The organism is Rossellomorea aquimaris (assembly GCF_000935355.1).
In the GTDB taxonomy this organism is placed as follows: Bacteria; Bacillota; Bacilli; order Bacillales; family Bacillaceae_B; genus Rossellomorea; species Rossellomorea aquimaris_B.
Window position 1 is genome coordinate 1340365 of record NZ_JXZC01000001.1, and the last position, 14801, is coordinate 1355165.

Here is a 14801-nt window from a genome sequence, read left to right on the forward strand (position 1 = left end):
CTATTTATCCTCCTTCCGGTTCCACTTAATCATGATTTTTTCCAATAACAAGATGATGCCAAAGAAAACCAGGCTGAGCAGCATAATCATGAAGATGGCTACAAATACCCTGTCTGTCCTGAAGGAAGAAGAGGCAAGTGTCATGTAGACCCCGATCCCTTCCTGAGCTCCTAACCATTCCGAAATGACTGCCCCCATCACACTATAGGTAGCTGAAATTTTCAGTCCTGAGAAGATGGACGGTAGTGCATGCGGCCATTCAACTTTTCGAAAGATTTGTCCTTTTGATGCTCCTGACATTTTCATATAAAGAATGTACTCGGAATTCGTCTGCCTGAATCCATCTAATGCAGAGACCGCTACAGGAAAAAAACAAATCAGGGTAATAACAATGATTTTTGGCAATAGTCCAAATCCAAACCAGATAACAAGTAAGGGAGCCAAGACGATGATCGGGATATTTTGTGACAAAATCATGAGTGGATATACTGCTTCTCTTACTTTAGGGAGAAGATGCAGACCAACTGCAGTCCCGATCCCAATCGTACATCCAATCACAAACCCTCCGATCGTAAGGAGAGTTGTCGAAGCAAGATGTCCCGTAAACGTGGACCATGAGGCAACCCCTTCAGCCCATATTTCTGAAGGTGATGGCATTAGCCATGCCGGCACCTCGAATACTCTAATGGTGGATTCCCAAATGATGAATAAAAGGATGATGACCAAGAAGGGTCTCCATCCTTTCGATATCCAAGCTTTCATCCTTTATACTTCTCCGTTAATTGATCCATTTCAATCCCCGCCGGCTGATATAAAACCTTGATTTGAGAAATGACGTTTGAGCTTCCCATTTCAATCATTCGTTCATTCATTTGTTCAATCACCTTAAATAAGTCAGATAGATTTCCTTCCATTGTCGTTTCTAATGGATGGACTTCATAACGGACACCTGATTTGTCAATGATCGCGATGGCTTCATCGACGTACGGTATGACGTCTTCACCATTTTTCGTCTTAGGAATTATTTGTATGCTTACTAGTGCGTTCCCCATTTTGTTCACCTCTTATTTTGGTAAAAATTCGTTTGTGAATGCTTTTTTACTGTCCAGTTCCTTATCTAGTAAATCGTTATCATACATCCATGAAGCATAGTTTTCCCAAACCTCCAGCTTCTGCTCTCCCCATCTGTCAGCGTCATCCTTGTATTTAGGAGCAAGCCATTCCTGACTCTTCATGACTAACTCTTTATCAAGATCCGGAGCTGCATCTAAAAGGATCTCACCAGCCTCTTCCGGATTGTCGATGGCAAACTCATAGCCTTTTGAAGAAGCTGATAAAAATGCTTTGACCGTTTCAGGGTCCTTATTAATCATCTTTTCATTCGTCGTCAAAACAGGGGTGTAATAATCCAGTTTTTCAGAGTAATCCTTTACGTACATCATATTCAATTCCTCACCGCGAAGCTCTGCCTCAATGCCTGTCCATCCATAGTAGATCCACGCAAAGTCAACATCCCTTTTCACGGCAGTAAAGAAATCTGTATCTCCCATGTTTACGAAATCCACTTTCCCTACATTGGCATTTTCTTGTTTCATAATCGATGTCATGACGGCTTCTTCTACGGGTGATCCCCATCCTCCATAACTTTTCCCTTCAAAATCCTTTGGAGTCGTTATACCCTTATCCTTAGGTGAAGCAAACCCGGATGTATTATGCTGTATGACAGCAGCGATAGATACGAGGGGAACATCCTGCACCCTGGCTTGTGTGACACTCTCCTGATATCCCACTCCAAACTCCGATTTACCCGAGGCAACAAGTTGATCTGCCCCTGCCTCTCCAGGTAAGATGATATCAACATCCAGCCCCTGTTCTTTAAAGTATCCTTTTTCTTTCGCAACGTATAATCCAGTGTGGTTGGTATTCGGGGTCCAGTCCAGTACGACTGAAACCTTTTTTAGACCGTCCTTTTGTTCATCTGCCGTATTTCCTTCACTGCTGCAGGCCGTTAAAAGAAAGACAGCACAGATGATGACCATCCATTTTTTCATCTTGAATTCCTCCTCAGTTTCCTTGTATGTAGTTGTAACGTTTATTCACTATTCTTCACTTAGTAGAGAGAATGAATGTAAAGCACCTTAGAGCACTTAGCTCACAAAAACAAAAAGCGCCCCAAGCTTCAGCGTGGGACGCATCGTTAAACATGATCATGTAATGTTTAAGAGAATGTTTCCTACGCTGGTATCAGCCAGTTCAGGTTCAAAGGGTCAGTATCTGTCAGGATACAATCTCAACCGGCCACACCGGTCCCCCTACACTTGTAGTATGAAATTAAACGTTATCTTCTTTCCTACTTTGCCACAGAAAAGGTGGATATTCAAGCATTTCCTCTTAAATAGATTCACTTTTGAAAGGCCCGTTCATAAACACCGGATTTCACCAGCCTGTTAATGAATGGGATGTATGTTGATACAACGTGTGAATACCCTTTTTGATTGTAATAAAAGGTGTATTGAAGAAGAAAGATAATGACTAAGAATGGCATCAGTTCCTTTTCTTCCTGAGTTAAAGTACCATCGGACTGATAGCCCTCCATAAAGGCATGGATACTTTCAAATTGCTCATCCTCCCTTTGCTTGACCTGGTCTTTGAGCATCCCTGCAAGAAAGTAACAGACATCTGCTATTCGGGGTGCTTTTCGTATCCTCTCGAAGTCTATGACCCCTGTCACTCTTCCTTCTTTCATGAGGATATTACGGGGATGACAGTCGCTATGGACGAGTTGATGGGATAATTTTCTATAGGAGAAAGACCATTCATTCAGCCTGCCAAGAAACCCCTCGCCCCACCTTTCTATCATTTTAGAATCCTGTCCGCTTATCCACTCTCTCAAATGTGTTTCTACTTTCCATTCTTCCACCTCGTATTTACAGGTGTATTGTTTTAGCCTGCTATGGAGTTGAGAGAGATACGTTCCGACCCCTTCCAGGGAAGTAAAGGAATAGAATTGTACTGGCAGACCTTCCAGAGCTTGGTACAGGGAGTAGAAAACCTGAAGCTGCTTTACAAAAGGCTGGTGTGAGACAGTTAACATCGGCCTCTCAACAGTAATTCCCTTTTCTAATAAAAAAGAAGTTAAGAGCAGCTCTTCCATTCGCTTCTCCACTGAAGAGTTCAATCTCTTTTTTAAATAAAATGTCTTCTCCCGACTCCTCAACTTATAAACATTCGGATGACTTTCCACGTTCTCTATGGAGGAAGGATGGATCTTCCAGTTCAATAATAGATCATGAAGAGGTTCAATCATTTTTAATTCCTTTCCAAACATAGTAATATACGTTTAGTATGACTATAAAGAATATCTACATACCATATGAAAAGAGGTTATAACAATGCAAAGAATACAATTGACGGAAGACCTATCATTCTCAAGAATCATTCATGGGTTGTGGAGACTTGCAGACTGGGATCAATCGAATGAAGATACGCTTTCTCTCATTGAACACAATCTTGAAAACGGAATCACGACTTTTGATCATGCAGATATTTATGGCTCATATACGTGTGAAGCCTTATTTGGTGAAGCCCTTGCCCTTCAGCCATCCTTACGTGAGAAAATGGAGATTGTAACGAAATGCGGTATTGTCCTGCCTTCCGACAATCGCCCGGAACATAAAACTCATCATTACAACACGAGTAAAAAGCATATTTTGGCATCTGTTGAAAACTCCCTGCAGAATCTGAAAACGGACTACATCGATCTATTATTGATTCACAGGCCAGATCCATTCATGAATGGAGAAGAAGTGGCTGAAGCCTTCACTCAGTTGAAGGAAGAAGGAAAGGTACGGCATTTCGGAGTATCAAACTTTAAAGATCATCAATGGAATATGCTCCAATCTTATTTGCCGTTTCCGTTGATCACAAACCAGATTGAATTGTCTGCCTATAACTTAGAAAACTTTGAAGACGGTACATTGAACCTTTGTCAGGAGAAACGTGTCGCGCCGATGGCCTGGTCTCCACTCGCAGGCGGGGTGATCTTCAAAGGAGAGGATGAGAAAGCCATTCGTCTTCAACATACATTGAAGAAGGTACAAGAAGAAACAGGCGCAAAGGGAATGGATGAAGTTCTATATGCATGGCTTCTTAATCACCCTGCAAACATTATGCCTATCGTAGGTTCAGGTAAAAAAGAACGCATTCAGAATGCAATCGACTCTCTTTCCATTTCTTTAAGCCACGATCAATGGTTTGAAATCCTGCAAACTTCTATGGGACATGATGTGCCATAATAAGACTCAGTAAAGCAAAAAAGACGATCCTTTTTCTAAAAGGTTCGTCTTTTTTAATTCCCTATATCGTCACCAACATAATATTCCAGATAGACATCTTGCAGTTCATTCATGGAGAGCTCATAAAGCTGCTTACCAAAATATTTATACACGCCAATCCTTAATAATTGTTGAATATAGAAATCCTTTTTAAATTCAGGTGTCTTTTGCTTCTGTGATATATTTTCTTGATGTAACATGGTCATCCCTCCAGTTGAGGATATACCCCAATTCGGGACTGAACTAAACATCCTCTTACACATTGGAAATAGTAGGAGAAAGTGATAGCTGTTACGTACAAACGTGATGATGGCCCTCTGTGACACTTTTACCCTCAACTTGAATAGTAGAGTGATGGATGCCATATACCTCTTCAAGAAAGGATGAGAGTCGTAATAACATCGTATCTCGATTCACTTCGTTTTCAACCACCACGTGGCAGCTCAGGGCTGTGAATTCCGACGTGATGCACCATACATGGAGATCATGTACTTCAATGACTCCAGGGATAACAGCCAGGCTATTCTTCACGTCTTCCGTATCGATCCCTTTTGGAGATCCCTCCATTAAGATATGAATGGAATCCTTCGTTACTCTCCATCCGGAAACGACGATCAGGATGGCAACCATGACAGATGCAATAGGATCAGCCAAGTTCCAATTAAAGAAATAAATCAAGAGTCCGGCTGCGATGGCCCCTACCGAACCCAACAAATCACCAAGGACATGAAGGAAGGCACTTCGAACATTCAAGTTATGTTCTGTATCCCCTCTCATTAAAATCCAAGCCACGATAATGTTTACAACCAGACCTATGACGGCAATTACCATCATACCCGGTGAAACCATAGGAGTATCTAAAAAACGGTGATACGCTTCCCAGAAAATATAAAGGGAAACGAGAATCAACGTGATACCATTAATGAAAGCCGCCAAAATTTCAAATCGCTTGTAACCATATGTCTTTCCTTTATCCGACGCCTTTTCCCCTATATAAAAAGCTGCCAAACTAAGACCTAAAGCGGCTGCATCACTAAGCATGTGTCCAGCATCTGAAAGAAGAGCAAGACTATTCGTGATGATTCCTCCGATGACTTCCACGATCATAAAGGTAAAGATAAATAGGAAACTGATTAATAATGCTTTTTTATTCTGTTTGTGTCCATGACTGTGGTCGTGACCCACATGACATCCCTCACTTTCGGTCTCTTACTCTCAATAATCTAAGACCATTCAATGTAACGAGTAATGTGGCCCCCATATCGGCAAAAATCGCAATCCATAAAGTAAGCCAACCAGGAATGACAAGTAATAATGCAAGGAGCTTGATACCAATCGCAAATGAGATATTTTGCTTGATGATGGTAAGTGTTTTTCGACTTAAGCGAATGATATATGGCAGTTTTGTAAGGTCATCATTCATTAGAGCGATATCGGCCGTTTCCAGTGCTGTATCGGTTCCTGCCCCACCCATGGCGATTCCTACATTTGAAGCAGCAAGTGCAGGGGCATCATTGATTCCATCCCCAACCATTGAAACTTTCCCATAAGTGTTCATGTATTGCTTAACAAAGTCTAATTTATGCTGGGGAAGCAGGCCTGCTTTGATTTCTTTGACTCCTACCCTTTTTCCGATCGACATTGCCGTATTTTCATGATCTCCAGTAAGCATCATTGTTTGCTCAATACCCAGTTGATGCAAGGTGTCGATGATTTCGCGACTTGTTTCACGCACTTCATCCGCGACGGCTACAAGAGCCAATGGAGTGTCACCTATTCCGAATACCATGACGGTTTTCCCTTCCCTTTGAAGGTTTTCTATTTCTGAAGAAGGAGTATTTACAAAGAGGCTTTCGGATCCCAGGAAGTATTTATTGTCACCTATCCGGCCACTGATTCCTTTACCCGTAAGAGATTGAAACTCAAACACTTCACAGTCCCCATACTCAATATTCAGCTCCTTCGCCCTTTTGATAAAAGCATGTGCGAGGGGATGCTGGGAGTGATATTCAAGTGCAGACATCTTCACCCACAGCTCTTCTTCTTCTACATCCCCTAATCGTATGAGATCCGTTACTACAGGCTCTCCTTTTGTAAGAGTCCCTGTTTTATCAAAGGCTATGGCCTTTAAACGCCCTAATTCTTCTAAATACACGCCGCCTTTAATGAGGATGCCATTCTTGGCTGCGTTCCCGATGGCCGTAACAATGGCTACGGGAGTTGAAATGACCAGTGCACAAGGACACCCCACTACCAGGACGGATAGTCCCTGATATACCCAGGTTGACCATTCTGCTCCAAAAAATAGGGGTGGGATGATCGCAACAAGGAAAGCGATGACCATAATAATAGGCGTATAATACTTAGCGAATACATCCACAAATGCTTGAGAAGGCGCCCTTTCTCCCTGTGCTTCTTCCACTAGATGAATAATCTTGGCGAGAGTGGTGTCCTCAATTCGCTTCGTGACTTTTACTTTTAGATACCCTTCTTCGTTCAACGTACCTGCAAATACTGCATCACCCTGGTGTTTCTCCACTGGTACCGATTCACCTGTGATCGCTGCCTGATTGACAAATGAAGAGCCCTCGAGAATGTCACCATCCATGGCAAATTTTTGACCAGGTTTCACCACCATGATGTCCCCGATTTCAATATCCTCGGCATCAACGGCAAGCTCCATCCCATTTCGTATGATGATGGCTTGAGGAGGGGCAATGTCCATGAGTGAACGAATGGACTCACGAGCCTTATCCATAGAGTACGATTCCAGAACTTCACTGATGGCAAAAAGGAGAACGACGATCGCTCCTTCACCCCATTCACCAATAAACGCAGCCCCAATAATTGCAATGGTCATTAAGGTTCTCATATCAAACTCTAATTTAAGTAAGTTTTTGAATCCTGTTTGAAATAATCGATACCCGCCTACAACAATTGCTGTTGCAAATGAGACAGTCGAAAAAATTTGACTGTTATCAATTTTCATAAGTGGAAAAGAGTAAGCAAGAAGGATAAAAAGAACAGAAAAAAGTAAATGCCCATATTTCATATAGTAAGGTTCTTTTTTTTCCTCTCTCCTTCTGATTCCGTCTTCTTTTATGCGGAGCCCTTCAAATGCCCCTGCTTTTTCTACCGCTTCCTGAGTGGTTTCTCCGTATACAGTAATCTTCGCCGCTCCAAAGTTCACCTTCGCATCTACTACTCCGTCGAGATGCTGAACGTTCTTTTCGAACTTCGCCGCGCACCCGGCACACGTAAACCCCTCGACCCGGTAGGTTTGTTTATGGGCAGGTTTACCGGTCACGTTCCTCCACCTCCATTTGATGCGTTACAGCAATTTCGATTAATTGTTTTACATGATGATCATCTAAGGAATAATAAACGAGCTTGCCTTTTTTTCTGAATTTGGCTAACCCCTGCTTTTTTAATAAGCGTAAATGATGGGATGCGGTTGCCGTTGAAGAACCTGCAATATTTGCCACATCGCATACACATAGTTCATCCTCGATGGTAAGTGCATACGCGATTTTCATTCTTGTTTGATCAGATAGTGCTTTAAAGATTTCGGCTACCTTAGAGGTATTTTGTGTTAAAATCATTGATTTTAAGCGATTGACCTTTTCATCTTCCACACACGCTATTTCACATATATCCGTCTCTTTCATCTCTACACCCTCTCTAACATTCAAATGCCCTTTTGAATATAGTATAGAAGAAAGAACCAAAATGTTCAAACGTTCTTTTGAATGTTTGAACATTTATTATTTCTAAATATTGGTATTCAATATACCAGGAAATTGATTAGGTTATTCCCCCATTTGTAAAAAACGGATGAGCAAAAGCTGGCAGGAGTGGTGCCCTCTTCAATTCCGCAATAAAAAAAAGCCCCGGAATGATTCCTGGGCTTATAAAGAAACTTATTAATTTTGTTGAAGCTTTTTTCGATCCCGTTTCATAAAGAGATCCAGTGTTACCCAGAAAACCACAGAAGAAATTGCAAAGATTGCGATTGCAAAATAGATGTCTTCTGTTTTCCAGTCTAATCTTGGAATAAGCAGGCCAAGTACGCCTGATAATATATAGTAGCCTCCAATTAATTGCAGGTATAATCGTCCAGTTTGGGACTGATTATTTTCCAGATAGCCTTTTCCTGCTTTGCCAAAGAAAATAGCTATTCCTCTTAAGATGACATAAACCGAAAAGGCAATGATAAGGGCTACAACAAGCTCTTGATTAAACACGTCCGCCATAATCGTTCTCCTCTCCATCTATCCACTATTTGAAACCCATTGGTTGTTTTGTCCAGTACAATTCTCTATGATTTAGCCATATATTCTGGTAAATGGTTATTTCTTAGAATAAACCAATTATGTACACATTGCAACGAAATTTGGGCATGGATAAGAATGTGATACTTTTAAAAGGATATACTCAATGGAAACGGATTTCAAGTGTTGTATCGCTTGTATTTTTTACGGAGTCATGACTTTTATATACAGGAGGTGTTCGAAGCGAAGAGTGGTGGGAGTCACTTTCATTCTTCAGCTTCCGCTCATTGGATATTTTACTTAATTTATTTCTTGTAGCCATCTTAATTGCACTGACTGCTTTCTTCGTTGCATCAGAGTTTGCCATCGTCAAGGTGAGAAGCTCCCGGATCGATCAGTTGATATCTGAAGGAAATCAAACGGCCATTGCCGCTAAAAGGGTCACTTCCCATTTAGACGAATACCTTTCTGCCTGCCAGTTAGGCATAACCATCACGGCCCTTGGTCTTGGATGGTTAGGTGAGCCGACCATTGAAACCTTGCTTCACCCCTTATTCGAGAAACTTGATCTAAATGCTTCCATTACAAGTATCATTTCGTTCGGACTCGCATTTTCCGTCATTACTTTTTTACATGTGGTGATTGGAGAATTGGCACCGAAAACCTTCGCCATTCAAAAAGCGGAGAAAGTCACTCTTTTATTTGCACGACCATTGATATGGTTTTATCGGCTCGCATATCCATTCATTTGGACATTAAACGGCTCAGCCCGGGTGTTCACGGGGTTATTTGGCTTAAAACCCGCTTCTGAACATGAAATTGCCCATTCAGAAGAAGAACTTAGAATCATTCTTTCCGACAGCTACAAGAGTGGGGAAATCAATTCATCCGAATTCAAGTACGTAAACAAAATATTTGAATTCGACGAACGGATCGCAAAAGAAATCATGGTTCCAAGAACGAATATCGTGACTCTATCCTCAGATTCCACCATCGATGAAGTATTAGCCACCATTAAAGAAGAACGCTATACGAGATATCCTGTCGTGGAGGGTGATAAAGACAATATCCTCGGTATAGTTAATGTGAAGGAATTGTTGACAACACTTGTGGATCATAAGGCTGAACACGAAGACTTAACTTTCTTTATCAAACCTGTGATTCGCGTCATTGAAACCATCCCTATTCAAGCTTTACTCGTCAAGCTTCAAAAAGAACGGTCCCCAATGGCCGTACTCCTGGATGAATACGGTGGGACTGCCGGTCTTGTTACTGTAGAAGATATCATTGAAGAGATCGTTGGGGAGATTCGGGATGAATTTGATATCGATGAAATTCCTGAAGTGCAGAAGGTGAAAGAAGACCATTATATTTTTGATGCAGTTATGCTCATTGAAGATGTGAATGATCTCCTTGGGATATCCATTGAAGAAGAAGAGGTCGACACAATCGGAGGCTGGTTCCTGACTCAGAAGTACGAAGTCAAGCCGAATGACAGGATCGAGGAACAGGGCTATTGCTTCAGGGTGAAAGAAATCGATGGGCATCATATTCAATATTTAGAGGTTACCAAAATGGCATAGCAGCCATGATGAAAAGAACGAGTCCGATTAATGGCTCGTTCTTTTTCTTTTATGATGTTTAACAGGATTAGTTCAAGGTCGATGTGACTTGATTTCTTTTTCACTACTTTTAATCAATCGGACATTATTCGTTCATAGTTTGGACATATCTGATGGATAAGCTTTTACTGAGGCAAGACAGGGATATAAAAGAACTTAAGTCCCATTATTTTGACCAGGAGGAGAGGAATATGAATTTTATGAAACGTGCCTTTTGGAGCGTAAAAGTTCGCAAGGGGAAAAGCATACTATTACTGTTTGTTTTGACCGTCATATCCGTTCTCGTTCTGTCGGGATTGACGATTCAAACCGCCGCTGATCAATCCAGCATTTTGGCTCGTGAGAAATTAGGCGGTGAAGTTTCTTTAACGGTTGACCGGGAAAAATTGATTTCCGGCCAACAGAACGTGGAAAGTGGCGGAAGAGCCCGTTTTCAGCCTGTCCCCATCCCTTTGGATTCTGCTGAGGAACTCAGCGATTCCTCTTACGTAAAGGGCTACAACTACTACTCAACCACTTCTGCCCTTGCCAAGGACTTTACTTCTGTCGGAAGTGAAGAAACAACAGAAGGTACAGAGCAGGAAGGCGGCGGTGGTAGAATGATGGCCGGTGATGTTTCCGTCGAAGGTATCTTATTCTCAGATTCAACGAGCTCATTTTTGAATGGGGATGCGTCCATAGTGGAAGGGCGTCATTTGACGGAAGAAGACATTAACAATGAAGTGACTCTTGTTGAAAAGAACCTTGCTGCAGAAAATGATTTAAAGATTGGAGACTCGATAACCATAGCAAATACGGAGAATACAGAGTCGACACTTGAAATCGTAGGTATTTATGAATCGACTGCTGATATGGATGAAAGAGCTCAAAATTTTGCTTTTCTGAATCCCTATAATCAGCTGTTCGTTCCATATACTGTTGCAAATGAACTAAAAGGAACGTCCGAAACGATTGATCGAGCTGTCTATTATATGAAGGACCCGGCAGATATCCAGACCTTTATTTCAAATGCAGAAAGTGGCTCATCCATTGATTTTGATCAATTTAAACTGGATGCAAATGATCAATTGTACCAGCAAATGATGGGACCAATTGAGAATGTAGCCTCTTTTTCTAATAATGTAGTATTTCTTGTGGCAATAGCGGGAGCCATCATTTTGGCCCTGATTGTTATGATGACGATTCGGGAAAGAAAATATGAAATGGGCGTACTCCTTTCCATCGGAGAGAAGAAAGCTAAGCTCGTCAGTCAATTTCTGGTTGAGATTTTGATTGTGGCTGTTTTGGCAATGGGTATATCAACATTATCCGGCAATCTGGTTGCAAACAAAATGGGGAAACAACTTCTCCAGCAGGAAATCACTCAATCTGAAGAAACAGCAAATACACCAGCATCCTTTAATTCACGCCGTATGCCATTTCAATCACCAAACGTCCAGGATGTAGAAACGGTGAATGAATTATCCATCCATACGACAGGAGAAGACTTGATGAAATTGTTTGGCATCGGACTGATGGTGGTTCTACTATCCACATTGATTCCATCATTAACCGTGTTGAGATTAAATCCTAAAGCAATATTAACAAAACAGGATTAAAGGAGGCTGAAGAATGAGTACATTATTACACTTTGAAAATGTGAGTTACAGCTATAAGCAAGAATCCAAGGTACAGCCTATTTTAAGTCATGTTACGGCCGAATTTAAGAGGGGAACTTTCTATACTTGCGTCGGCCCATCCGGCTCGGGTAAAACCACTTTCCTCTCCCTGGCAAGTGCACTTGACTCACCCACTTCCGGACAAATCTTATTTGAAGGAAAAGATATCAAGAAAATCGGATTATCAACATTTCGAAATCGGCATGTTTCCATTGTCTTTCAATCCTATAACCTCCTGCCATATATGACAGCGCTGCAAAATGTCATCACTGCCATGGAGATCACGAAATCAACGATTAAAAATAAAAAAGCATTCGCCCTTGAGATGCTTCAGAAGGTTGGCATTTCAGAAGAACAATCGCGGCAAAGAGTATTAACTCTCAGCGGGGGACAACAACAAAGGGTTTCCATTGCCAGGGCGCTCTCTTGTCAGTCGGAACTCATTCTGGCAGATGAACCTACAGGAAACTTAGACGAAGATACCGCAGGTGGAATCGTTGATTTATTCAGGGAACTTGCTCATAAAGAAAACAAATGTGTCATTGTTGTGACCCATGATCAAGGACTTGCCCAAGTATCGGACACTGTCATTTCCCTTTCAAAGGGAGGTTTGGTATTCAAGGAAATGAGGCAGTCGGAAAAGTTTGTTTGATCCTGAATATCAGAAGTGGCAGTCGCCTATTCACGGTGACTGTCTTTTTCTATTTTCATATCGTATATCGCGTTAAAACAGATTCCCCCAAAGAATATAATCCTTTCAATAATGGAAAGATAACAACAAAATATTTATGAGAGGTGAGTTATGACTAGCATCATTGTTGGATTAATCCTGCTTATGGTCTTGGCGTATTTAGGCTGGTCAATCATTTGGATCGCTCCACTGGTAGCAGGTTTAGTGGCATTAATGAGTGGACTTGACCTGCTTCCTGCGTATACAGAAACGTATATGACCGGGTTTGTGGATTTTGCTAAAGAATGGTTTCCTGTATTCCTTTTTGGGGCCATTTTTGGAAAACTGATGGAGGATGTTGGGGCTGCACAATCTGTCGCATTCAAAATCACCAACATTATCGGCAAAGACAGGGCCATACTTGGCGTGTTGATTGCAGCTGCCGTTTTAACATATGGCGGTGTGAGTTTATTCGTTGTGGTATTTGCGATATATCCACTGGCTATTGCCATGTTCAGAGAAGCTGACATTACGAGGAAACTATTGCCTCCAACGTTTGTATTAGGGGCTTTCACCTTTACGATGACAGCCATTCCGGGTACCCCCCAGATTCAAAACTTGATACCGATCGATTATTTCAAAACCTCACCCACTGCCGCTCCGATTATCGGTATCGTTGGCGGATTAATTATGGCTGCAGGAGGGTATTTTTATTTAAGATGGCGTCAGAAGCAATTTACAAGCAAAGGGGATACCTTTACGGAGCCTAAGGGTGGAAATGATGTGAAAGAGATTAAAGAATCAGAGCTTCCGAATTTCTACTTATCTTTTCTTCCTCTTGTCATTGTCGTCGTTACGTTGAATGTCTTTAAGTGGAACATCCTGACTGCCCTCCTGGTAGGGATACTTTCGATATTATTAATTAATTTCAAACATTATAAGAAGTTCATCCCTGCTGTCAATGGTGGAGCAAAGGGCTCAGTCATGGCAGTCATAAACACAAGCGCTGCCGTAGGTTTCGGAGCGGTTGTCACAGCGGCACCCGGTTTCAAGACGTTAACGAAACTGATACTTGGGATTAAAGGAAATCCCGTCATTTCAGAAGCGATCGCTGTACAAACGTTGGCTGCCATCACCGGGTCTGCATCAGGAGGAATGGGAATTGCCCTTGAAGCTTTAGGAGATAAATATTATGAGCTTTCTCAAACGAGTGGAATCAGTGCTGAAGCCTTCCACAGAATTGCTTCCATTTCATCGGGAGCCTCCATTCTGCCTCATAACGGCGCACTCCTGACCTTATTTGCAGTAACCGGTCTCACCCACAAAGATTCGTATTTGGATGTTGCTGTTGTCGGACTGCTGATCCCGACAATCGCCGAAATTGTATCAATCATCCTGGCCAATATGGGAATTTATTAATTTTTAGGAGGAAATGAAGATGGTAAATGATAAAGTTGTATTCATTACAGGTGCTGCAAGGGGAATCGGTTTTGAAATCGGTGAACATTTTGCCCAAAACGGAGCAAAGGTCGTTCTGTCTGATATCAATCAAGAAGGACTGGATGAAGCGGTTGAAGAACTTAAAGACAGAGGATTTGACGCAATTGGCATTAAATGTGACGTTACCAGTGAAAAAGAAGTGAAATCAGGGATTGATAAGACAGTTGAACACTATGGCCGCATAGACGTCTTAATTAATAACGCAGGTATTCAACACGTAGCTCCAATTGAAGAATTCCCTATCGAAAAATTTGAGCTCCTGATAAAAATTATGCTGACCGCACCCTTTATCGCAACAAAATTTGCTTTCCCTCATATGAAGAAGCAAAAATTCGGCCGTATCATAAATATGGCATCCATTAATGGACTGATCGGGTTCGCCGGTAAAGCCGCATACAACAGCGCCAAGCATGGTGTTATCGGTCTGACAAAGGTATCAGCTTTAGAAGGTGCCGAGCACGGGATCACGGTCAATGCCCTATGTCCCGGATACGTGGATACCCCCCTTGTCCGTAACCAGTTAAAGGATATTTCAACGACTCGTGGTGTGGAGCTTGAAAAAGTATTGGAGGATGTCATTTACCCTCTTGTTCCACAAAAGAGATTATTATCAGTAGAAGAAATTGCAGATTACACCATTTTTCTATCCAGTGATAAAGCAAAAGGTGTAACTGGTCAGGCCGTTGTGTTGGACGGCGGATATACTGCTCAATAATAAGCACAGAAAAATCGGATCAGGAAACTGA

At 41.8% G+C, this 14801-nt stretch carries 15 protein-coding genes and 1 riboswitch; of the genes, 6 read left to right on the forward strand and 9 right to left on the reverse strand.

Going from position 1 to position 14801, the window contains the following annotated elements:
• The 4 genes from TV75_RS06710 to TV75_RS06725 form a co-directional block, all read right to left on the reverse strand.
• Entirely contained in the window at positions 1 to 762 is a 762-nt protein-coding gene (locus TV75_RS06710) for an ABC transporter permease (protein WP_044337843.1), read from the reverse strand.
• Positions 759 to 1052: a thiamine-binding protein gene (locus tag TV75_RS06715; protein ID WP_044337844.1), complete on the reverse strand. Its 294-nt coding sequence runs from the start codon at positions 1050 to 1052 to the stop codon at positions 759 to 761. Before TV75_RS06715 ends, TV75_RS06710 begins: the two co-directional genes overlap by 4 nt.
• 12 nt (positions 1053 to 1064) lie before the next feature.
• Positions 1065 to 2051: an ABC transporter substrate-binding protein gene (locus TV75_RS06720; protein ID WP_044337845.1), complete on the reverse strand. Its 987-nt coding sequence runs from the start codon at positions 2049 to 2051 to the stop codon at positions 1065 to 1067.
• A 162-nt stretch (positions 2052 to 2213) separates the two neighbouring features.
• Positions 2214 to 2324: riboswitch (TPP riboswitch) on the reverse strand.
• 77 nt (positions 2325 to 2401) lie between these two features.
• Positions 2402 to 3307, reverse strand: a complete 906-nt coding sequence (locus TV75_RS06725; protein ID WP_044337846.1) for a phosphotransferase enzyme family protein — start codon at positions 3305 to 3307, stop codon at positions 2402 to 2404.
• A gap of 85 nt (positions 3308 to 3392) precedes the next feature.
• On the opposite strand from TV75_RS06725, the gene TV75_RS06730 reads away from it, so the two are divergent.
• Entirely contained in the window at positions 3393 to 4295 is a 903-nt protein-coding gene (locus TV75_RS06730; protein WP_044337847.1) for an aldo/keto reductase, read from the forward strand.
• Between the two features lie 53 nt (positions 4296 to 4348).
• Here TV75_RS06730 and TV75_RS22080 read toward each other — a convergent pair whose 3' ends face one another.
• From TV75_RS22080 to TV75_RS06755, 5 genes are all read right to left on the reverse strand, one after another.
• A complete protein-coding gene (locus tag TV75_RS22080) occupies positions 4349 to 4534 on the reverse strand; it encodes a Fur-regulated basic protein FbpA (protein ID WP_044337848.1) in 186 nt (61 codons plus the stop codon).
• Positions 4535 to 4625: 91 nt separating this feature from the next.
• Positions 4626 to 5519 carry a cation diffusion facilitator family transporter gene (locus TV75_RS06740; RefSeq protein WP_044337849.1) on the reverse strand — a complete coding sequence of 298 codons (894 nt, stop codon included), beginning with the start codon at positions 5517 to 5519 and terminating at the stop codon, positions 4626 to 4628.
• A gap of 10 nt (positions 5520 to 5529) precedes the next feature.
• Positions 5530 to 7641: a heavy metal translocating P-type ATPase gene (locus TV75_RS06745; protein WP_044337850.1), complete on the reverse strand. Its 2112-nt coding sequence runs from the start codon at positions 7639 to 7641 to the stop codon at positions 5530 to 5532.
• Positions 7631 to 8002, reverse strand: coding sequence for an ArsR/SmtB family transcription factor (locus TV75_RS06750; protein WP_044337851.1), 372 nt, complete (start codon positions 8000 to 8002; stop codon positions 7631 to 7633). The genes TV75_RS06745 and TV75_RS06750 overlap by 11 nt, the downstream gene beginning before the upstream one ends.
• Positions 8003 to 8257: 255 nt before the next feature.
• A complete protein-coding gene (locus TV75_RS06755; RefSeq protein WP_044337852.1) occupies positions 8258 to 8587 on the reverse strand; it encodes a hypothetical protein in 330 nt (109 codons plus the stop codon).
• 305 nt (positions 8588 to 8892) lie between these two features.
• On the opposite strand from TV75_RS06755, the gene TV75_RS06760 reads away from it, so the two are divergent.
• The 5 genes from TV75_RS06760 to TV75_RS06780 all read left to right on the forward strand — a co-directional run bounded on the left by TV75_RS06760 (position 8893) and on the right by TV75_RS06780 (position 14770).
• Positions 8893 to 10188 (forward strand): hemolysin family protein, encoded by a 1296-nt coding sequence (locus tag TV75_RS06760; RefSeq protein ID WP_044337853.1) that lies wholly within the window; start codon positions 8893 to 8895, stop codon positions 10186 to 10188.
• 230 nt (positions 10189 to 10418) lie between these two features.
• On the forward strand, positions 10419 to 11825 hold the full coding sequence (locus TV75_RS06765) for an ABC transporter permease (RefSeq protein ID WP_044337854.1): 1407 nt from the start codon (positions 10419 to 10421) through the stop codon (positions 11823 to 11825).
• A 13-nt stretch (positions 11826 to 11838) separates the two neighbouring features.
• Positions 11839 to 12537: an ABC transporter ATP-binding protein gene (locus tag TV75_RS06770; protein ID WP_044337855.1), complete on the forward strand. Its 699-nt coding sequence runs from the start codon at positions 11839 to 11841 to the stop codon at positions 12535 to 12537.
• A 150-nt stretch (positions 12538 to 12687) separates the two neighbouring features.
• Positions 12688 to 13974 (forward strand): GntP family permease, encoded by a 1287-nt coding sequence (locus TV75_RS06775; protein WP_044337856.1) that lies wholly within the window; start codon positions 12688 to 12690, stop codon positions 13972 to 13974.
• 19 nt (positions 13975 to 13993) lie between these two features.
• The gene (locus tag TV75_RS06780; RefSeq protein ID WP_044337857.1) at positions 13994 to 14770 is read left to right on the forward strand and encodes a 3-hydroxybutyrate dehydrogenase; all 777 of its coding nucleotides are present in this window, start codon (positions 13994 to 13996) and stop codon (positions 14768 to 14770) included.
• Positions 14771 to 14801 lie beyond the last annotated feature (31 nt).

What these genes read in the sequence shown, in the direction of transcription:
- TV75_RS06710 (WP_044337843.1), bottom strand. Translation starts at nt 762, where the DNA reads ATGAAAGCTTGGATATCGAAAGGATGGAGACCCTTCTTGGTCATCATC.
- TV75_RS06715 (WP_044337844.1), bottom strand. Translation starts at nt 1,052, where the DNA reads ATGGGGAACGCACTAGTAAGCATACAAATAATTCCTAAGACGAAAAAT.
- TV75_RS06720 (WP_044337845.1), bottom strand. Translation starts at nt 2,051, where the DNA reads ATGAAAAAATGGATGGTCATCATCTGTGCTGTCTTTCTTTTAACGGCC.
- TV75_RS06725 (WP_044337846.1), bottom strand. Translation starts at nt 3,307, where the DNA reads ATGATTGAACCTCTTCATGATCTATTATTGAACTGGAAGATCCATCCT.
- TV75_RS06730 (WP_044337847.1), top strand. Translation starts at nt 3,393, where the DNA reads ATGCAAAGAATACAATTGACGGAAGACCTATCATTCTCAAGAATCATT.
- TV75_RS22080 (WP_044337848.1), bottom strand. Translation starts at nt 4,534, where the DNA reads ATGTTACATCAAGAAAATATATCACAGAAGCAAAAGACACCTGAATTT.
- TV75_RS06750 (WP_044337851.1), bottom strand. Translation starts at nt 8,002, where the DNA reads ATGAAAGAGACGGATATATGTGAAATAGCGTGTGTGGAAGATGAAAAG.
- TV75_RS06755 (WP_044337852.1), bottom strand. Translation starts at nt 8,587, where the DNA reads ATGGCGGACGTGTTTAATCAAGAGCTTGTTGTAGCCCTTATCATTGCC.
- TV75_RS06765 (WP_044337854.1), top strand. Translation starts at nt 10,419, where the DNA reads ATGAATTTTATGAAACGTGCCTTTTGGAGCGTAAAAGTTCGCAAGGGG.
- TV75_RS06770 (WP_044337855.1), top strand. Translation starts at nt 11,839, where the DNA reads ATGAGTACATTATTACACTTTGAAAATGTGAGTTACAGCTATAAGCAA.
- TV75_RS06775 (WP_044337856.1), top strand. Translation starts at nt 12,688, where the DNA reads ATGACTAGCATCATTGTTGGATTAATCCTGCTTATGGTCTTGGCGTAT.
- TV75_RS06780 (WP_044337857.1), top strand. Translation starts at nt 13,994, where the DNA reads ATGGTAAATGATAAAGTTGTATTCATTACAGGTGCTGCAAGGGGAATC.